The 18,322-nt window shown below is 73.3% G+C and carries 15 protein-coding genes; 12 read left to right on the top strand and 3 right to left on the bottom strand.

What is annotated here, in order from left to right; translation table 11 throughout:
* Positions 1 to 210: 210 nt before the first annotated feature.
* Complete coding sequence (locus GVV76_RS03650; protein ID WP_159625009.1) at positions 211 to 1,569, top strand: M18 family aminopeptidase; 1,359 nt, start codon at positions 211 to 213, stop codon at positions 1,567 to 1,569.
* The gene (locus GVV76_RS03645) at positions 1,566 to 1,982 is read left to right on the top strand and encodes a YchJ family protein (protein WP_159522073.1); all 417 of its coding nucleotides are present in this window, start codon (positions 1,566 to 1,568) and stop codon (positions 1,980 to 1,982) included. Before GVV76_RS03650 ends, GVV76_RS03645 begins: the two co-directional genes overlap by 4 nt.
* Before the next feature lie 123 nt (positions 1,983 to 2,105).
* Here GVV76_RS03645 and GVV76_RS03640 read toward each other — a convergent pair whose 3' ends face one another.
* Entirely contained in the window at positions 2,106 to 3,278 is a 1,173-nt protein-coding gene (locus GVV76_RS03640) for an oxidoreductase (RefSeq protein WP_159625007.1), read from the bottom strand.
* A 195-nt stretch (positions 3,279 to 3,473) separates the two neighbouring features.
* On the opposite strand from GVV76_RS03640, the gene GVV76_RS03635 reads away from it, so the two are divergent.
* The gene (locus GVV76_RS03635; RefSeq protein WP_159625006.1) at positions 3,474 to 4,418 is read left to right on the top strand and encodes a patatin-like phospholipase family protein; all 945 of its coding nucleotides are present in this window, start codon (positions 3,474 to 3,476) and stop codon (positions 4,416 to 4,418) included.
* A 142-nt stretch (positions 4,419 to 4,560) separates the two neighbouring features.
* Here the strand turns inward: GVV76_RS03635 and GVV76_RS03630 are convergent, their stop codons facing one another.
* Positions 4,561 to 5,130, bottom strand: a complete 570-nt coding sequence (locus tag GVV76_RS03630; RefSeq protein ID WP_159625004.1) for an NUDIX hydrolase — start codon at positions 5,128 to 5,130, stop codon at positions 4,561 to 4,563.
* 3 nt (positions 5,131 to 5,133) lie between these two features.
* Here GVV76_RS03630 and GVV76_RS03625 point away from each other — a divergent pair, with 3 nt between their 5' ends.
* The 9 genes from GVV76_RS03625 to GVV76_RS03585 all read left to right on the top strand — a co-directional run bounded on the left by GVV76_RS03625 (position 5,134) and on the right by GVV76_RS03585 (position 17,164).
* Positions 5,134 to 6,168, top strand: a complete 1,035-nt coding sequence (locus GVV76_RS03625; protein WP_159522077.1) for an alpha/beta fold hydrolase — start codon at positions 5,134 to 5,136, stop codon at positions 6,166 to 6,168.
* Positions 6,169 to 6,380: 212 nt separating this feature from the next.
* Entirely contained in the window at positions 6,381 to 6,938 is a 558-nt protein-coding gene (locus GVV76_RS03620) for a biotin transporter BioY (RefSeq protein WP_159522078.1), read from the top strand.
* 146 nt (positions 6,939 to 7,084) lie between these two features.
* A complete protein-coding gene (locus GVV76_RS03615) occupies positions 7,085 to 8,092 on the top strand; it encodes an MsnO8 family LLM class oxidoreductase (protein ID WP_175994061.1) in 1,008 nt (335 codons plus the stop codon).
* Between the two features lie 114 nt (positions 8,093 to 8,206).
* Complete coding sequence (locus tag GVV76_RS03610) at positions 8,207 to 8,905, top strand: PH domain-containing protein (protein ID WP_159625002.1); 699 nt, start codon at positions 8,207 to 8,209, stop codon at positions 8,903 to 8,905.
* Positions 8,906 to 9,058: 153 nt separating this feature from the next.
* Positions 9,059 to 10,981, top strand: a complete 1,923-nt coding sequence (typA, locus tag GVV76_RS03605; protein WP_159522080.1) for a translational GTPase TypA — start codon at positions 9,059 to 9,061, stop codon at positions 10,979 to 10,981.
* Positions 10,982 to 11,008: 27 nt separating this feature from the next.
* A complete protein-coding gene (locus tag GVV76_RS03600) occupies positions 11,009 to 13,702 on the top strand; it encodes a VanW family protein (RefSeq protein WP_159625000.1) in 2,694 nt (897 codons plus the stop codon).
* Positions 13,703 to 13,875: 173 nt separating this feature from the next.
* Positions 13,876 to 14,229: a ferredoxin gene (fdxA, locus tag GVV76_RS03595; protein WP_159522083.1), complete on the top strand. Its 354-nt coding sequence runs from the start codon at positions 13,876 to 13,878 to the stop codon at positions 14,227 to 14,229.
* A gap of 143 nt (positions 14,230 to 14,372) precedes the next feature.
* On the top strand, positions 14,373 to 15,578 hold the full coding sequence (gene dapC, locus GVV76_RS03590; protein ID WP_159625164.1) for a succinyldiaminopimelate transaminase: 1,206 nt from the start codon (positions 14,373 to 14,375) through the stop codon (positions 15,576 to 15,578).
* A gap of 164 nt (positions 15,579 to 15,742) precedes the next feature.
* The gene (locus GVV76_RS03585) at positions 15,743 to 17,164 is read left to right on the top strand and encodes a citrate synthase (protein WP_159624998.1); all 1,422 of its coding nucleotides are present in this window, start codon (positions 15,743 to 15,745) and stop codon (positions 17,162 to 17,164) included.
* A 113-nt stretch (positions 17,165 to 17,277) separates the two neighbouring features.
* Here GVV76_RS03585 and dapD read toward each other — a convergent pair whose 3' ends face one another.
* Positions 17,278 to 18,249: a 2,3,4,5-tetrahydropyridine-2,6-dicarboxylate N-succinyltransferase gene (gene dapD / locus GVV76_RS03580; RefSeq protein WP_159522087.1), complete on the bottom strand. Its 972-nt coding sequence runs from the start codon at positions 18,247 to 18,249 to the stop codon at positions 17,278 to 17,280.
* Positions 18,250 to 18,322: the final 73 nt, after the last annotated feature.

Here is an 18,322-nt window from a genome sequence, read left to right as displayed (position 1 = left end):
GCCCGAAGGATGAGGGACTCCGGTGCGCGGCTCGGGCGAGCCCCGCTCCCGCCGCCTCAGACAGGACCGCCACCGCCCGCCAAGAGCCTCGTCTGTGAGGCGGTGACGTTCGCGGGAGCGTCTGGCGGCACATGCGGGGGAATGATGGCTGTGCCGACTGGAACAAGGTCCTCATCCGCGCCGGCTCATCATCGGTGCGAGGATGCGGCCATGCCAGAGACACCCGCACCGCCCGCCCCCACCGGAACCGCAGCCACCGCGCGCGGCGCGCTCCACGACGTCGATGCCTACGCCCGCGAGCTCATGGACTACGTGTCCGCCTCCCCGAGTTCCTACCACGCCGCCGCCGAGGCCGCGCGGCGACTGGCCGCCGCCGGATTCACCGCCCTCGACGAGACCGAGCCCTGGGGGCCCGACACGCCCCGGCGCGGCTACGCCGTCCGCGACGGCGCCATCGCCGCCTGGGTCCTGCCCGAGGCTCCGGGGCGCGACAGCGCCTTCCGGATCGTCGGCTCACACACCGACTCCCCCGCCCTCATGCTCAAGCCGGCGGCCCAGATGGGCCGTGACGGCTTCGCGCTCATCGGGGCAGAGGTCTACGGCGGGCCCCTGCTCAACTCCTTCCTCGACCGCGAGCTCGGCCTGGCCGGGAGGCTCGTCACCCGTGACGGAGCCGTCCACCTCGTGCGAACCGGACCCATCGCCCGCGTCGCCCAGGTCGCCCCGCACCTGGACCGCGGTGTCAACGACTCCCTCCACCTCGACCGCCAGGCCCACCTGGCCCCCATCTGGGCCCTGGGCGCCGCCGACGACGTCGAGGCCCACCTGTGCGAGATCGCCGGGATCGAGCGGGGCGACCTTGCCGGCCACGACGTCCTCACCTATCCCACCGAGGCCCCCGCCCGGTTCGGCCGCCGGGCTGAGTTCATCGCCTCCTCCCGCCTGGATGACCTCAGCTCCGTGATCGCGTCACTGGTAGCGCTGGAGTCCCTGTGCTCAGGCGAGGGCGGGCGGACGGCCGGCGGCACGGCCCCGGGCGACGTCGTCGTCCTGATCGCCAACGACCATGAGGAGGTCGGCTCCGGCACCCGCTCCGGCGCGGCCGGTCCCTTCCTCGAGCAGGTCCTGCGGCGCCTGGCGAGGGCGCTGGGGATCACCGGCGAGGCCCACGAGGCGATGCTCGCGCGCTCGACCTGCCTCAGCGCCGACGTCGCGCACTCCGTTCACCCCAACTACGACCGGCTCCACGACCCCGTCGTGCGCCCCGTGCTCGGCGGCGGGCCCGTCCTCAAGATCAACGCCCAGCAGCGCTACGCCACCGACGCGATCGGTCAGGCCCTCTGGGAGCGGGCCTGCGCGGCTGCGGGCGTGCCCCACCAGGTCTTCGTGTCCAACAACGCCGTGCCCTGCGGGACGACCATCGGGCCGATCACCGCCCAGCGCCTCGGGATCACCACCGCGGACGTCGGCCAGCCGATCCTGTCCATGCACTCCCAGCGGGAGATGTGCGCCGTCGTCGATGGGCCATGGCTGGCCCAGGCGCTCGCCGCCTACTGGGCCGGGGCATGAGCGGCGTGCGCACCGCCGGGGCGCGCCCCTCCGACCCCTGCCCCTGCGGGAGCGGCGCGGTGTTCGGCGCGTGCTGCGAGCCGATCCACGACGGCGCCCCCGCCCCCACCGCCGAGGCCCTCATGCGCTCGCGGTACTCGGCTTTTGTCGTCGGTGATGAGGACCACATCTTCCGCACCTGGCATCCGCGCACGCGCCCGCCCGGGCCGTACTGCCACCCCGGAACGGCCTGGCTGGGCCTGCGGATCGTGGAGACGGTCGGTGGGGGAGCGGCGGATGAGACCGGCATCGTGGAGTTCGTGGCCCGCTACCGGGCCTGGGACGGGCGCGGCGGGGTCGTGGAGGACGAGTTGGTCGAGCGCGGCCGCTTCATCCGCCGCGCCGGCCGCTGGCTCTACGAGACCGCCCTCTGACCGAGACCGGTCGAAAACAGCGCCGAGACCGGTCGTTGTTAGGACCGAGACCGGTCGAAAACTGCGCCGAGACCGGTTCGGCGCGCCGCCCGCCCCTGGGGGCGGCGCGCCGTCGGCCGGCCTTCACCGCCAGGCGCCGCGCCAGTACTGGACGGGCAGCCCCGCCTCGCGCCAGTCGTTGACACCCAGCTCATGGGCCCAGCGCACGGGCAGGTAGGGGTCCCGCAGGGCTGGGCGGCCCGCTGCGATCGCGTCGGCATCGCCCGCGGTCAGGATCGCCTCGGCCTGCGCCGCGGAGTCGATCACCCCCACCGCGACCACGATGACACCCGCCCCCGGCCCGCCGTCGGCGACCGAGGCCGCCAGGGCGGCGCGCGCCTGCGCGGCGTAGGGCACCTGGTAGCCAGGGCCCACCGGCACCGTCCCGGGCACGTTGCCGCCGGTGGACACGTGGATCGCGTCAACGCCGGCGGCCGCGAGCTCGACCGCGAAGCGCGCGGTGTCCTGGCCGGTGAGCCCGCCCGCGGCCCAGTCGGTGGCCGACAGGCGGATGCCGAGCGCCCGCGGGGCACCCGCCTCAGTGCCGTCGATAGCGCCCGCCGAGCTCCCGGCGTCGTCGATGGCGTGGCGCACCGCGGCGACCACCTGGAGCGGGAAGCGGCGGCGGCCCGACTCATCGCCCCCGAAGGCGTCGGAGCGCGTGTTGGACAGTGGCGAGAGGAACTCATGGAGCAGGTAGCCGTGCGCTCCATGGATCTCGATGAGGTCATAACCGGCGGCGGCCGCCCGGCGCGCGGCCTGGGCGAAGGCCTCCACGAGCCGCGCGATCCCGGCCTCGTCCAGCTCGCGCGGGACCGCGTGCCCCTCGCTGGGGTAGGCGATCGCGCTGGGCGCCACGAGGTCCCAGCCCTGAAGCGTCCCCGCGCGGGCGCCCGTCGCATCCGGCCGCCACGGGGGCGTGCCCGCCTTGCGGCCGCCGTGCCCGAGCTGCACCCCGGCCAGCGCGCCGCCGTCGTGGATGGCCGCGACGATGCGGCGGTGCCCCTCGATCTGGGCGTCATCCCACAGGCCCAGGTCGAACTCGGACAGCCGCCCCTCAGGGGTGACCGCGGTGGCCTCGACGATCACCGTGCCGAAGCCGCCGACGGCGCGCGTCCCGTAGTGCAGGACGTGCCAGTCGGTGGCGACGCCGTCGTGCTCCTGAGCGCTGTACATGCACATGGGTGGCAGCCACAGGCGGTTGCGGGCGGTCAGTGGGCCGATCTGGAGGGGGGAGAGGAGGGCTGGAGTGCTCATGCCGTGACGCTACGGCCCTCTGCGCCCCAAGCGCGGGGGAAAGGCGAGGTGACGAGCACTGTTCTTCTCTGGGGGAACATGGGAACAGGGTGCCTGGATAGGGGGCCGGACCGGTCTCGATCCTCATTTCGACCGGTCTCGCGTCTGTTTTCGACCGGTCTCGATGAGGAGGGGTGGGAGGGGTAGCGTGATGCCGTGACCTCCCGCAATCCGCAGTCCGGCTACTACCCCTACGGGCATCCCCTGCACGCCCCCGCTCCCGTGACCGCCCGGATCGACGACGTCGCCCTTGTCTTCGAGGGGGGCGGCATGCGCGGCGCCTACACCGGCGCCCTCGTGCGCGCCCTGCTGGAGGAGGGCCTGGAGTTCGGATGGGTGGGCGGCATCAGCGCCGGCGCGACGAACGCCGTCAACATGATCACCCGCGACACCTGGCGCGCCCGCGAGGCCTACCTCGCCATGCCGCTGCTCGGCGACGCCGGTGGCTGGGGCAGTTTCGCCCGCGGGCGCGGCTACTTCAACTCCGACCGTATCTACCAACGCACCTCCGCCCCGGACGAGGAGATGCCCGTTGACTGGCCGGCCCTCGAGGCCTCCGACGCCGAACTCGTCCTGGGCGCCTTCCGCTGCGACACCGGTGAGCAGGCCTACTTCCACCGCTCCGACATGCCCACCCCCGCGGATCTCCTCGCCCGCGCCCAGGCCTCCGCGTCCATGCCGGTGCTCATGCCCGTGGTCGAGATCGACGGCGCCCCCTACCTCGACGGTGCTCTCGGGCCCACCGGGGGGTTCGCGACCGATGCCGCGATCGCCGACGGTTATGAGCGCCTCCTGGTGATCTCCACCCGCCCCGCCGGCTACCGCAAGCCCGAGGAGAAGCGCCCCGAGGTCTACCGGCGGCTCCTGCGGCAGTACCCCTTGGCCGCCGAGGCCCTCATCAGTCGCCCGCGTCACTACAACGCCGCCCTGGAGGACATTGAGCGGCGCTGCGCCGAGGGCAGCGCCTACCTGTTCTGCCCCGACCGCATGGACATCGCCAACGGCGAGTTGCGCTACGACCGCCTCACCACCGCTTTCGAGGCGGGACTCGTTCAGGCCCGGCGGGAGATGCCCGCGATCAGGGCGTTCCTCGGACTCTGAGCTGGGTCCGCCGGTGTCGGGCCTGCCGGTGTCGGGCCTGCCGGTGCCGGGCCTGCCGGTGCCGGGCCCGCGACGGGGCGCCGGCTGACGGCGACCGCCCCCTCCCTCATGGAGGCCGCCCCCTCACACGACCGCCCCTCCCTCAGTGCGGGCGCGCCACCCCGTAGTGCGCGATCCGCTCGCCGTCGAAGCCGAAGGGCAGGATCGCGGGCACAGGCGCGCCGCCGTCGAGAGCCGTGGCGAGGCGCTCCAGGACGGCCCGCTCATGCGGCGGGACCGGGTCGGGGAGGTCCGCCAGGGCGAACCACTCCAGGCCCGCGCATTTCGTGCCCTCCATGATCCGTGGCTTGCCCGTCCAGGAGCGCGCGGTGAAGAAGAAGTCGACGCGCTGCTCCAGCGCCGCCCCGCCCACGTCGTTCGAGCGGTGCAGCGTGGTCAGTGGTTCGATCAGGCTCGGCTCGACAGTGACCCCCACCTCCTCGGCGGCCTCGCGCGCGGCCGTGCGGGTGACGGGCTCGCCGTCGTCCACATGCCCGGCCACCCCGCAGGCCCAGTGCCCGTCCATGTAGCCGGTGCCGCGCCGCAACTGCAGGAGCACCCGCGTGCGGAGCGAGGGTGCCCCCTGCCCGGGAGCCTCGCGCAGCAGGAGGAGGTAGGCGGCGGGGATCAGGGCGAAGGGCTGAGCGGGCGGGGTCGGGCGGGGTACATTCATGGAATGACCATAAGCGGATCGCCTGGTGCGGATGCGGGGCGGGCCCCTCGGGAGGCCGGGATCGCGCGCGAGGCCCGGGAGTGGATTACCGCCGACGACGGCCGCCGCCTCGCCCTCAGCGTCTGGGCGCCTGCCGATGGTGCGGCCGATGAGGACGGCGCGCCGATGCCGCGCGCGGTCATCCAACTCGTCCACGGCATGGGCGAGCACACCGCCCGCTACGGGGCCTTCGCCCGCTGCGCCGTGGAGGCCGGCTACGCGGTGGTGGCCGACGACCACCGCGGGCACGGCCTGACGATGGCCTCCCCGGATGAGAGCGGGCACACCGCCGACGCCGACGGCGCCGAGAGGATCCTCGCCGACCTCGCCCAGACGCGGGGCTGGATCGGGCGGGCCTTCCCTGGGCTCCCGGTCATCCTCATGGGCCACTCCTGGGGTTCCATCCTGGCGCGGGTGCTCGCCCCCAGGCTCGGGGCGGGTCCCGGGGCCGACCCCGCCGCCGCCATCGCCGGTCTCATCCTCGTGGGCACGACCGGGAGCGCCGGGATCCTCGCGGCCATCGGCCCCGCCGTCACCCGGGCGCTGTGCCTGGCGCGGGGGCCGCGCCGGCGGGAGAGGATCCTCGACGCCCTCGTGTTGGGGCCCTACAGCAAGCCCTTCTCCCCGGGCCGCACCCGGTACGACTGGCTCAGCCGGGACGAGGCGGTTGTTGACGCCTTCGTGGCCGACCCCCTGTGCGGATTCGACTACACCACCGCCTTCTATCGCGACCTCGTCGACCTCGTGCGCGCGGCCTCCAGCCGCGCCGTCTTCAACGCCACCCCGGCGGGACTGCCGATCCTCCTGCTGTCAGGGGCCCAGGACCCTGTGGGCGCGATGGGGAAGGGGCCTCGCTGGGTGGGGCGGCGCTACGCCAGGGCCGGGGCCTGCCCACTTGGTCTGCGCCTCTACCCGGGGGCGCGCCATGAGGCCCTCAACGAGACCAACCGCGACGAGGTGATGGGCGACATCCTGGACTGGATCGCGCGCGTCGTCTGAGGACCTGCTCAGCGGCCACCGGGCGCGCGCTCGGCACCGCCGGTGGCGCCCCGGTGGCGCCCGGGCGCGACGGCGGGCGCCACCCTTCCCGTGCTCGCGAGCTCGTCTCCTGAAATCTCGCTCCTTTTGTGGGAATCGCACAAGATGGAGTGGGGTGAGGCTGCGTGGGTCCGGGGTATCCCGCTCGGAGAGCGCCCGCATACCGTGGGCCCATGATCAATAAGACCTCGCCAGCGGCCGGTGCGGCCGTTGCCACGCCCGCCTCCCACCTCGCCCTTGCCGCGCGCGAGGCGGCCCTCATCGTCCTGGGCACCGCCGCCCTCGCCCTCATCGGCCAGGTCTCGCTACCGCTGCCCTTCACCCCGGTCCCGGTGACCCTGGGTTCCCTGGCCGCCCTCGGCGTCGGCGCGGTGCTCGGCAGCCGGCGCGGCATCGCCTCCTCCCTCCTGCTGGCGGGGCTGGCCGCCGTCGGGGCGCCGGTCCTCGCCGGTTGGAGCGGTGGGGTGACCGCCTCCTTTGGCTATGTCCTCGGCTACGCCCTGGCCGCGGGGCTCGCCGGCCGTGTCGCGCGGTCGGACGCCGGCCTTCCCGTCCGTTTCGCCCTCATGCTCATCGCCTCGAGTTCTGTGTTCGTCCCCGGGGTCATCTGGCTCAAGATCGCCCTGGGGGTGGGCTGGGGCAAGGCCGTCGCCCTGGGGCTGACGCCCTTCATCATCGGCGACGTCCTCAAGTCCGCCTTCATGACGGTGGTGACCGCCAAGCGCCGCTGAGCGCGCCGTCAACTCCACGACCGGCCCGGGTGATCGACGCCCGGGCCGGTCGCGCGCCCGGCGCGGGGCGAGCCTGGAGGATGCGAGTTGACGCGCTGTGCCTTCCGACCCACGTATTGTCCCGGCCGGGGCACTATCGTTCCGCCATGAGCGCCGAGCTGTCCGTCCTCGACCCCGTCCCCTCCGCCGTCGGACGCGGCTGGGGCCGCGCCCTGACCGAGATGCGCGAGTTGGCGCGCGCGGCAGACAGGGCCGGCTACGCCCGATACTGGGTCACCGAGTACCACGCCTCCCCCCTCTACCTGTCCTCGGCCACCCCGATCCTGCTCGGCCAGGTGCTCGCCGCGACGGAGCGGATCGGCGTGGCCGGCTGCTCGATGCTCCCCAATCACCCGCCCCTGGTCGTCGCCGAGCAGTTCGGGACGCTCGCCACGATCTACCCCGGGCGGGTCGGGATCGGGCTGGGGCGCGCGCCCGGCACGGACGCGCTGACAGCGGGGGCGCTGCGGCGGGGCCCGGCGGACCCCGCCGCCTTCACATCGAGCATCACCGACATCCTGGGCTACGTGGGTCACGGTGAGCCGGGCGGTCCGGGGAGCCGGGTCCGGGCGGTCCCGGGGGAGGGGACCCGCACGCCCGTCTGGGTACTCGGATCCTCGGTCAACGGGGCGAGGGTCGCCGGCGCGCTGGGCCTGCCCTTCGTCGTCGCCTCGCATTTCGCCCCCTCGCAGGCCGAGGCGGCCGTGGCCACCTACCGGTCGGTCTTCGACGCCTCCGCGCCGACGGCCACCATTGAGGCCCCGCGCGTGGCCGCGGCGGTGAACGCTGCCGTCGCGCCCAGCGATGATGAGGCGCGCAGCCTCTTCTCCACCGCGATGGCCTGCGCGGCGCGGCTCGTGTCCGGCGCCCCGGGACCGTTGGAGCCGCCGCTGGAGGATCCGGAGGGCTGGCGGGCGCTGGCGGCCGGGAGGGAGGGCGCTGTCGAGGAGGCGATGCGCCTGTCCTTCGTGGGGGCGCCCGAGACCGTGGTCACCGGCCTGCGCGATCTTGAGGAGCGCTGGGGCCTGGAGGAGGTCCTCGTCCTGTCCTACATCTACGACGCCGCCGCCCGCCGCCGCTCCTACGAGCTCCTCGCCTCCGCCTGGCGCCCCTGACCCCCATGAGCGAGACCGGTCGAAAATAGGAGCGAGACCGGTCCGCGAACCGGTCTCGCTCTTATTTTCGACCGGTCTCGCTGAGAGGGGGGAGGGGAGGGGGAGGATGGGCGCATGATCACGGTTCCCACAGTCATCATCCGCCCCCGGTTCGGGCGCTCCCTCACGCTCCTCGTGGCGGGACTCGGGGCTGCGCTCGCGGTCACGATCGGCATCAATGACGGCGCCCGGCACCTCCTCATCGCCCTGGCCTGCGCCCTGGCCGCGACGGCCGCGGCCTACGCCCTGTGGTGGCAGCCCGAGTTGCGCCTCGACGAGCGCGGCCTGACCGCGCGCAACCTCCTGGCCACCCACCGTGTCGGCTGGGGCGCCTACCAGCGCTGCGGCGGCCGCTGGGGCCTGGAGATCATCACTTGCGACGGCGCCCGGGTCCCCGTCTCCGCCGCGCCCCGCCAGGGCGGGCTGTCGATCGGCGTCAACCGGCAGATCGAGCGGTCGCGCGCCGCCGTCGGGGAGCGCCCGGCGCCGGCGGGCGGCGAGGGACTCCTCCCTGGAGCCGGGGGCCGCGGCCTGGATGGCGCTCACGGTCGTGGCCGCCCCATCGTGCTGGCCCTCACCGCGGAGCGCGCCGCCGACCTCATCGAGGCCTACCGCGCGCGCCTTGAGAGCGCCGGCGTGACTGGCGCGGGGGGTGATTCCGGCGCCGCGGCGTCCTCGTGCGAGCGCGCCGCCCGTCGCAACCCGGGCGCGATCGCTGTGATATCGATCGCTGCGATCGCCGTCGTCGTGGCCGTCACCCTGGTCCTGGTGTAGGCCGTGAGCGGCAGCACAGGAGCGGTGTCACCCTCGCCATGGCGCGCCGGGCGGGCGCGCGACTAGCCTTGGCCCGCTGTGCGCCTCGCGCGCGGTGTCGACCTGGCACCGCGTCCTCCCCGGGCGCTCCCCAGACGGAAGAAGAGCCCACACATGACCGTGCGCCAGGACCTGCGCAACGTCGCCATCGTCGCCCACGTCGACCATGGCAAGACCACCCTTGTCGACGGGATGCTCTGGGAGGCGGGCGCTTTCGGCGCCCGAGCCACGCAGGAGAACACCGCTGAGCGGGTCATGGACTCCGGCGAGCTTGAGCGCGAGAAGGGCATCACGATCCTCGCCAAGAACACGGCCGTCCATTACGCGGGCCCCGCCGCGGTCGAGGCCGGCCTGCCGGACGGCATCACCATCAACGTCATCGACACCCCCGGCCACGCCGACTTCGGTGGCGAGGTCGAGCGCGGCCTGTCGATGGTCGACGGCGTCGTCCTCCTCGTGGACGCCTCTGAGGGGCCCCTGCCGCAGACCCGGTTCGTGCTGCGCAAGGCCCTGGCCGCGAGCCTGCCGGTCATCCTCGTGGTCAACAAGGTGGACCGCCCCGACTCCCGCCTTGACGAGGTGGTCTCGGAGTCCACCGACCTGCTGCTCTCGCTGGCCTCGGACCTCGCGGACGAGGACCCGGGCATCGACCTCGACGCCGTCCTCGACGTCCCCGTCATCTACGCCTCCGCCAAGGCCCGCCGGGCGGATACCGCCCAGCCGGCCGACGGCGAGCTGCCCGCCAATGAGGACCTCGAGCCCCTCTTCCGCACGATCATCGAGCGGATCCCCGGACCCTCCTACGACGAGGGCGCTCCCCTCCAGGCCCACGTCACCAACCTGGACGCCTCCCCGTTCCTGGGCCGCCTGGCGCTGCTGCGCATCCACAACGGCACGATCCGCAAGGGGCAGGCCGTGGCCTGGGCCCGCCATGACGGCACCCTGGCCAACGCGCGCGTCTCCGAACTGCTGGTCACCGAGGGCCTGGACCGCAAGCCCGCCGAGGAGGCCCACGCCGGTGACATCGTGGCCATCGCGGGCATCGAGGACATCACCATCGGCGAGTCCCTCGTCGACCCCGAGGATCCCCGCCCGCTGCCCCTCATCACGGTCGACGATCCCGCCATCTCCATGACCATCGGGATCAACACCTCCCCGATGGCCGGGCGCACCAAGGGCGCCAAGGTCACGGCCCGCCAGGTCAAGGACCGCCTCGACCGCGAGCTCATCGGCAACGTCTCCCTGCGCGTCCTGCCGACCTCCCGCCCGGACGCCTGGGAGGTCCAGGGGCGCGGCGAGCTCGCCCTGGCGATCCTGGTGGAGCAGATGCGCCGTGAGGGATTCGAGCTCACCGTCGGCAAGCCCCAGGTCGTGACCCGCATGATCGACGGCAAGCGGCACGAGCCCGTCGAGCGCATGACGATCGACGTCCCCGAGGAGCACCTGGGCGCCGTCACGCAGCTCATGGCGGCCCGCAAGGGCCGCATGGAGACGATGACCAACCACGGCACCGGCTGGATCCGCATGGAGTTCCTCGTGCCCGCGCGCGGCCTCATCGGCTTCCGCAGCCAGTTCCTCACCGACACCCGCGGCACGGGCATCGCCTCCTCCATCGCGGAGGGCTACGAGCCCTGGGCCGGCCCGATCGTCTCGCGCACCACGGGATCCCTCGTCTCGGACCGTGCGGGCGCCGTCACCGCCTACGCCCTCATCCGCCTCCAGGACCGCGGCACCTTCTTCGTGGAGCCCACTCAGGAGACCTACGAGGGGCAGGTCGTGGGGGAGAACCCCCGCAATGAGGACATGGACGTCAATGTCGTGCGCGAGAAGCAGCAGACCAACATGCGCTCCTCCACCGCCGACTCCTTCGAGGGGCTCGTGCCGCCCCGCAGGCTCACCCTCGAGGAGGCCCTCGAGTTCGCCGCTGATGACGAGTGCGTGGAGGTCACCCCTGAGGCCGTGCGCATTCGTAAGGTGATTCTTGATTCCCAGGAGCGGTTCAAGGAGGCGGCTCGCCGCCGTCGTTCCCAGTCCTGATGACCGCCCTTCCCTGGAGGTTCCCTCATGAATGACGCCGTGACCAGCCCTGACGAGGCCACTGCTGCGCTGGAGGCCCTGCATGCCGCCACCCCCGACCACGCTGCGGAGGCGGCCGAGGGCGAGGCGGCGCTCGACGGCGATGCCCTCGCCGAGGCCCCGCCCGCGGAGGGGGGCGCGCCCGACGCCGGCGATGCCGACGCCCCCGAGGTCGGGGGCGCGGTCCCCGAGGCCGTGCTGCCGGCCGACGCCGCCATCGCGGCGAGCGCTCTGGCGATCGCCACCCTGGCCGACCGGATCGGCGTCGTCCTGCCCAAGGCCGTCGCCCCCGGGGAGGTGGAGGAGGGTACCGGGACCGCGGCCGACGGCGGCGCCGAGCCCGCCGACGACGCCGAGGGAGCACCCTCGGACGCGCCCACTGAGAGCGGCGGAGCTCAGACGGGTCAGGCCGAGAGCGCGGCCGCTGGGGAGAGTTCCCAGCCCACCGACCTGGCCGGGGTCTCCGACGCCGCCGTCGCTGCCGCCGCCCTGGGCGTTGTCGCCGCGGGAGCGCGCACCGCTGTCCCGCCGGCCGGTGCCGAAGCCCCGGGCGATGCCGGTGCGGCCGCACGTCCGATCCATGCCCTGCCCGAGACCGCCACCCCGGAGATCGCCGTCGAGGAGGCGGATTCCGAGGCCGGCGCTGATACCCAGGGGGACCGAGCCGCTGATCGCCCCGGTGAGGATGAGGGGGCCGGCCGAGCCGCCGCCCTCCTCGGCCTGGCCAAGGGGCCCGTCCGCAACCCCCGGCGCCTCATGATCGCCGCCGGGGCCCTCGTCGCCACGGCGTGGCTCGGCTCGGCGATCTGGACCACCCAGGCCCTCGCCGATGGTTCGACCGTCGGCGGGGTGAGCGTCGGGGGGATGAGCCCATCGGAGGCGAGGAGCGCCGTCGAGCAGTCCTTCGCCCAGAGCCTGGCCCAGCCGGTCACGGTCACCGCGGGCGATAAGTCCGCCCAGATCACGCCCGCGGACTCTGGCGTGAGCGTGGACGCCGCTTCCAGCGTCGGCCGCCTGACGGGCTTCACCCTCAACCCGCTCACCATCATCGACCGCCTCGGCGGGGCCTCGGTGCCCGCCGCCACCTCCGTGGACTCGGCCGCCCTGACCCGCAGCCTCAACGGCCACCTGGACGAGCTCTCGTCGGGCACCGTCAACGCCGAGATCTCCCTGCGGGGCACCAAGCCCGTGGTCTCGCCGAGCCGCGCCGGCACCGGCGTCGACGTCGAGGCCTCGGTCAGCGGACTGTCCTCGGACTGGCCGCTGGGGGCCTCCACCATCGCCCTCGTCGAGGGGACCACGAGCCCCGCCATCACCGACGAGCAGGCCCAGTCCTACGCCGACAGCGTCATCGCCCCCGTCCTGTCCGCGCCCGTGACGGTCACCGCGGATGCGGCGACGACGGCCGCTCCCGCCACCGGCTCCCTGACCCTGAGCCCCCAGGAGCTCGCCCCCATGCTGCGCATTAGCGCCAAGACGGGCGAGTTGTCCACCACCCTCGACCCTGACGCGCTGCGCCAGGCGGTGGTCGCGGCGATGGGCTCCCAGATCGAGAGGGCCGCCGTCGAGTCCGGGTGGACCATCGAGGGCCGCGCCGACGCCAGACCGCAGTACGTGGCGCCCGTCGACGGCCTGGCCATCGACACCACCGCGCTGTCCACCCAGATCATCACCATCGGCAGCACCCAGGTGGGGTCTTCCCAGCGCGCGGTCGTCCTGCCGATGACCTCCTCCGCGCCCTCCTCCACCACCGCTGAGGCGGACTGGGGGATCAAGGAGATCGTCGGCGAGTACGCCACCGACTACTACGAGGACGCCGCCCGCACCCAGAACCTCATCGCGGGCGCCGCCGCGCTCAACGGCAAGATCGTCAAGCCGGGGGCCACCTTCTCCACGAACGAGTCCCTGGAGCCCGTGGACGCCGAGCACGGCTTCACCTCCTCCGGGGTCATCCTCGACGGGGTCCACACCGAGGCGTTCGGGGGCGGGCTCTCCCAGATCGGCACCACCGTGTTCAACGCCGCCTACGAGGCCGGGATGGACGACGTCGAGCACCATCCCCACTCCTACTGGTTCGATCGCTACCCGGCGGGGCGCGAGGCCACCCTGTGGTCCCCGGAGAAGGACGTCAAGTTCACCAACTCGACCCCCTATCACGCGCTCATCCAGGCCTGGGTGGTGGACGGCAAGGTGCACGTGCGCCTGTGGTCCACGCGTCACTACGACGTCTCGATCGTCTCCGGTGAGAAGCAGGGCTACACCCCCATCCGCACCGTCAACCGCTCCGGCCCCCGCTGCGAGCCCTACGGCGGGGGAGAGGGTGGCTTCTCCATCACGGTGACCCGCAGCCGCAAGGCCCCGGACGGCACCGTCACCGAGGACACCCTCCGCACCACCTATGACCCTGACAACGCCGTGACCTGCTCCGGCGGGGGCGCCCCAGCGCATCCGCCGAGCGCTCAGGCCGGGCAGTCCCAGGGCCCGGGCCCCTCCTCCCAGACGAGCCCGCAGGGCCAGGAGGCGCCGTCCGGCGGGTCGTCGGACGGCCCCGCGGCCGCCGCCCCGGTGCCCCCGGCCGCTCCGGCGCCCCCGGCTCCTCAGGCCCAGGCGGCGCCCCCCGCCGAGGAGGCCGTGCCCCAGCCGACGCCCGATGCCAAGGCGGGCTTCGGCCGACAGGACTAGGCGTATCGCGCCGTCGGATGGGGGCGACTGGGAGCGGTCCTGGACGCCCGCGCGGGCGTGCTCGCCGCCACTATGCGGTCGTCTTGGGGATTCGGCCCGGGCGGGACAATACTTGGGCTTGATCGGGCGCCGCCGGTGAGCGGCGCCGGGCCCTAGTCGAGAGGAACCCCGCCATGACCTACGTCATCGCCCAGCCGTGCGTGGATGTCAAGGATCGTGCCTGCGTCGACGAGTGTCCGGTGGACTGCATCTACGAGGGCGAGCGGAGCCTGTACATCAACGCCGACGAGTGCGTGGACTGCGGCGCCTGCGAGCCCGTCTGCCCCACGGAGGCGATCTTCTACGAGGACGACGTCCCCGAGGAGTGGGCGGATTACACCCGCGCCAATATCGACTTCTTCGAGTTGCGCGGCCTCGGCTCGCCCGGCGGTGCCCAGAAGACCGGCGCCCTGGACTATGACGACCCCATGGTCGCCGCCCTGCCCCCGCAGAACGAGGACTACCGTGCCGAGCACGGTCTCGACTGAGGCCGCCGCGCCCTGACAGGCGCCCGCGCGGTCATCGTCTGCTTCGCGTCTCCGGTGACGACTTCGGTGGGCGGGGCGCGGGCCGGTCGATATAAGCACGAGCTCGCTGAGGGTTGGAGGACAATGCCGGGGTGAACGCCTCTATGGACCGGCCCCGCGCCCTGCCCCGCCCGCTCGCCCTCCCGGACTTCCCCTGGGATGCGCTCGCCCCCTACCGGGCCCGCGCGGCCGAGCACCCCGGCGGCGTCGTCGACCTCGCCGTCGGCACCCCCGTGGACGACACTCCGACCATCGTTCGCGAGGCCCTCGCGGCCGCCGCCAACGCCCCCGGCTACCCGGCCGCCGTCGGCACTCCCGCGCTGCGCGGGGCCATCATCGACTGGGCCGCCCGCCGCCGCGGCGTCACCGGTCTGACCGACGCCCACGTCATCCCCACGATCGGCTCGAAGGAATCCGTCGCCCTCCTGCCCCTCCATCTCGGGGCGGGCCCCGGTGACCTCGTCCTCCACCCCCGCGCCGCCTACCCCACCTACGACGTCGGCGCCCGCATTGCGGGGGCCACGCCCATCCCCGTCGACACTGACGCCGATCCCGCCACTTGGGACCTCCCCGACGGCGCGGGCACCCTCGACCGCCCCATCGCCATGATCTGGCTCAACAGCCCCGGCAACCCCGACGGTCATGTGCTCGGCGTCGACCAACTGGCGCGGATCGTCACCTGGGCGCGCGAGCGCGGCGCCGTCGTCGCCTCCGACGAGTGCTACGCCGAACTCGGCTGGGAGGCCCCTTGGGATTCCGAGGCCATCCCCAGCCTCCTCGACCCCCGCGCCACGGGCGGGGACATGAGCGGGCTGCTGGCCCTGTACTCCCTGTCCAAGCAGTCCAACCTCGCCGGCTACCGCGCCGCCCTGCTCGCCGGGGACCCCGTGCTCGTGGGCGCCGTCACCGAGATCCGCAAGCACACCGGGATGCTCCCGCCCGAGCCGGTCCAGGCCGCCATGGCCACTGCCCTGGCCGACGACGCCCACGTGGCCGCCCAGCGCGAGGCCTACCGTGCCCGTCGCGAGGCGCTCGTCGAGGCGACGGCGGCAGCCGGCCTCGTGGGCGATCCCGCATCCGTGGCGGGCCTCTACCTGTGGCTCGGCCTGCCCGAGGGGGCCGCCGCCCGGGGCTCCTACGAGCTCGTCGGAGCCTTCGCCGAGCTTGGGATCGTCGTCGCCCCCGGCGACTTCTACGGGGAGGCCGGCGCCGGGCGAGTCCGCATGAGCCTGACCGGCACCGACGAGCGCGTGGCGGCCGCCTGCGAGCGCCTGCGGTCGCCCCATGCAGCCGCGCTCTTCCGCCCCTGAGCGATCGCCCGCCTCCGGGGCGACGCCGTGGGGGACCCGGCCCATCCTCAGAGGTGACGGGGAGGTGACAGCGCGATCGCTACAGTGAGGCGGACCCCGTGGCACCAGGCCCACCGGCTCGAGGCGCCCGCCCGCGCGGAGCGCCGAACAGGGAGGAGACCGACATGACCGACACCAGCCCCGCCGCCAGCGCCCCCGCCGCCGAGCCGCGGTCCCTCAACGACAGCGACGCCGTCGGCATCCTCACCATCGAGGACCGCCGCCTGGAGCTCCCCCGCGCTTACGCCACCGAGGGCTCTGACGGTCTGGGCGTGGGCAAGCTCCTCGCCTCCACCGGCATGGTCACCCTCGACCCGGGCTTCACGAACACGGCCTCGTGCGCCTCCGGGATCACCTACATCGACGGCGACGCCGGTGTCCTGCGCTACTGCGGCTACCCCATCGAGGAGCTCGCCAAGTCCTCCTCCTTCCTGGAGGTCGCCTTCTTGCTCATCAACGGCGAGCTCCCCGACGCCGAGACCTTCGAGCGCTTCGAGCGGCGCATCGCCCGCCACCGCCTCCTCCATGAGGACTTCCGCAGTTTCTTCACCGCGTTCCCCTCTTCCGGGCACCCCATGGCGATCCTCCAGGCGGGCATCTCCGGCCTGGCCACCTACTACGAGGACACCCTCAACCCGCACGACCCCTACGAGCGCGAGCTCGCGACCGTCCTGCTGCTGAGCAAGATGCCGACGATGATCAGTTACATCGCCCGGCGCGCCATCGGCCTGCCCCTGGTCTACCCGGACCCCAAGTGCGGATACGTGGAGGACTTCCTGCGCCTGACCTTCGGGATGCCCTACCAGTCCTACGAGATCGACCCCGCGATCGTGAAGGCCCTGGACATGCTCCTCATTCTCCACGCCGACCACGAGCAGAACTGCTCCACCTCCACGGTGCGGCTCGTCGGCTCGGCGGACGCCAACATGTACGCCTCCGTGGCCGCGGGCGTGGGGGCCCTGTCCGGTCCGCTGCACGGCGGCGCGAACGAGGCCGTCCTGCGGATGCTCGACACGATCCAGGCCTCGGGCATGAGCACCGCCGAGTTCGTCCGCAAGGTGAAGGACAAGGAGGACGGCGTGCGGCTCATGGGCTTCGGCCACCGGGTCTACAAGAACTACGACCCGCGCGCCGCCATCGTCAAGGCCACCGCCCATGACGTGCTCACCCGCCTGGGCAGCGACTCCGGTGATCGAATGCTCCAGATCGCCATGGAGTTGGAGGAGACGGCCCTGAGCGACGATTACTTCATCTCGCGCCGCCTCTACCCGAACGTGGACTTCTACACCGGCCTCATCTACCAAGCGATGGGCTTCCCCACGAAGATGTTCACGCCCCTGTTCGCCCTGGGGCGCCTGCCCGGGTGGATCGCCCAGTACCGCGAGATGATCTCCGATCCCGCCAAGCGCATCGGTCGTCCCCGCCAGGTCTACACCGGCGCCACCGAGCGGCACTACGTGGCCATCCACCGCCGCAAGCACTCCGACGCCGTCTACCCCGCCACCCGTTCGGGCGAGCGCGCGCTCGACCGCGTCAACAAAGTGTGAGTCGGTCCTCCCGGGCGGCGGGGAGGTTCCCTCCTTTGATCCCCCACTGGCGCTCTTCGATCCCCCACTGGCGCTCGGCGGCCGCCCGCCGCGGCTGAGGCCGCGGGGGCCGGCTAGCGCGCGGCCCCGAGCTCGATGCTCTTGCCGCCGCGGGGAAGGGCCTCGACGGCGCCGGACTGCGAGTTGCGGCGGAACAGGACGTTCGAGGCGCCGGCGAGTTCACGGGCCGCCACCACGCGCGGCTCCCGGAACAGGCCGTGCCCACCGGGGACGACGCCCCCTGACGGCATCACTGACACCCTCGTCCCGGCGGTGATGAACAGGCCGGCCTCCACGACGCAGTCGTCGCCCAGCGGGATGCCCAGGCCCGAGTTGGCGCCCAGCAGGCAGCGCTCGCCGATGCTCACGCGCCTCAGCCCGCCGTCGGCGACCATCCCCATCGTGGAGGCGCCGCCGCCGATGTCGGAGCCGTCGCCGATGAGCACCCCCTGCGAGACGCGCCCCTCCACCACGGAGCGGCCCAGGGTGCCCGCGTTGTAGTTGACGAAGCCCGATGCCAGGACCGACGTGCCCTCGGACAGGTACGCGCCCAGGCGCACGCGGGCGCCGTCGGCGATCCTCACGCCCGTGGGCACCACGTAGTCCACCATCCGCGGGAACTTATCCACGGAATGCACCTGGACCGGGTGGCCCAGGGCCCGGCGCAGGCGCATGCGGGTGGCCTCGAAGCCCTCCGCGGCGCAGGGGCCCACCGCCGTCCACACCACACTGGGCAGGTGGGACAGGATTCCGTCCAGGTTCACCGTGTTCGGCTCGGCCAAGCGGTGCGAGAGCACATGGAGGCGCAAGTAGGAGCCGGCGACGGTCCGCGGGGAGTCGTCGAGATCCACCCAGGTGCGCACCACCGTGGTGTGGACCCCCCGCGCTTCATCCTTGGTCTCCATCGCGGAGAGCGTGGCGAGCAGATCGGCATGGCCGTCCTCGGGCTCCTCGCCGAGGACCGGCCGCGGGTACCAGACATCGAGGGTGGAGCCGTCGTCGGTGACGGTGGCCAGGCCGAGGCCCCAGGCGCTTCGCGTTGTCATGGCCCTACCCTACGGGAGGCCCCCCGACACGGCCCGGCTCTCCCGGTATCCGGGCCGGGCGCGCCCGGGTGGC

The sequence above is a fragment of the Actinomyces sp. zg296 genome, from assembly GCF_009829695.1.
Taxonomy (GTDB): Bacteria; Actinomycetota; Actinomycetes; order Actinomycetales; family Actinomycetaceae; genus Actinomyces; species Actinomyces marmotae.
The sequence above is the reverse complement of the archived record's forward strand: the minus strand, read 5'-3'. Positions and strand labels throughout refer to the sequence as shown.

What these genes read in the sequence shown, in the direction of transcription:
- GVV76_RS03610 (WP_159625002.1), top strand. Translation starts at nt 8,207, where the DNA reads ATGATCACGGTTCCCACAGTCATCATCCGCCCCCGGTTCGGGCGCTCC.
- GVV76_RS03615 (WP_175994061.1), top strand. Translation starts at nt 7,085, where the DNA reads ATGAGCGCCGAGCTGTCCGTCCTCGACCCCGTCCCCTCCGCCGTCGGA.
- GVV76_RS03645 (WP_159522073.1), top strand. Translation starts at nt 1,566, where the DNA reads ATGAGCGGCGTGCGCACCGCCGGGGCGCGCCCCTCCGACCCCTGCCCC.
- GVV76_RS03625 (WP_159522077.1), top strand. Translation starts at nt 5,134, where the DNA reads ATGACCATAAGCGGATCGCCTGGTGCGGATGCGGGGCGGGCCCCTCGG.
- GVV76_RS03640 (WP_159625007.1), bottom strand. Translation starts at nt 3,278, where the DNA reads ATGAGCACTCCAGCCCTCCTCTCCCCCCTCCAGATCGGCCCACTGACC.
- typA (WP_159522080.1), top strand. Translation starts at nt 9,059, where the DNA reads ATGACCGTGCGCCAGGACCTGCGCAACGTCGCCATCGTCGCCCACGTC.
- GVV76_RS03650 (WP_159625009.1), top strand. Translation starts at nt 211, where the DNA reads ATGCCAGAGACACCCGCACCGCCCGCCCCCACCGGAACCGCAGCCACC.
- GVV76_RS03585 (WP_159624998.1), top strand. Translation starts at nt 15,743, where the DNA reads ATGACCGACACCAGCCCCGCCGCCAGCGCCCCCGCCGCCGAGCCGCGG.
- GVV76_RS03600 (WP_159625000.1), top strand. Translation starts at nt 11,009, where the DNA reads ATGAATGACGCCGTGACCAGCCCTGACGAGGCCACTGCTGCGCTGGAG.
- GVV76_RS03620 (WP_159522078.1), top strand. Translation starts at nt 6,381, where the DNA reads ATGATCAATAAGACCTCGCCAGCGGCCGGTGCGGCCGTTGCCACGCCC.
- dapD (WP_159522087.1), bottom strand. Translation starts at nt 18,249, where the DNA reads ATGACAACGCGAAGCGCCTGGGGCCTCGGCCTGGCCACCGTCACCGAC.
- GVV76_RS03630 (WP_159625004.1), bottom strand. Translation starts at nt 5,130, where the DNA reads ATGAATGTACCCCGCCCGACCCCGCCCGCTCAGCCCTTCGCCCTGATC.
- dapC (WP_159625164.1), top strand. Translation starts at nt 14,373, where the DNA reads ATGGACCGGCCCCGCGCCCTGCCCCGCCCGCTCGCCCTCCCGGACTTC.
- fdxA (WP_159522083.1), top strand. Translation starts at nt 13,876, where the DNA reads ATGACCTACGTCATCGCCCAGCCGTGCGTGGATGTCAAGGATCGTGCC.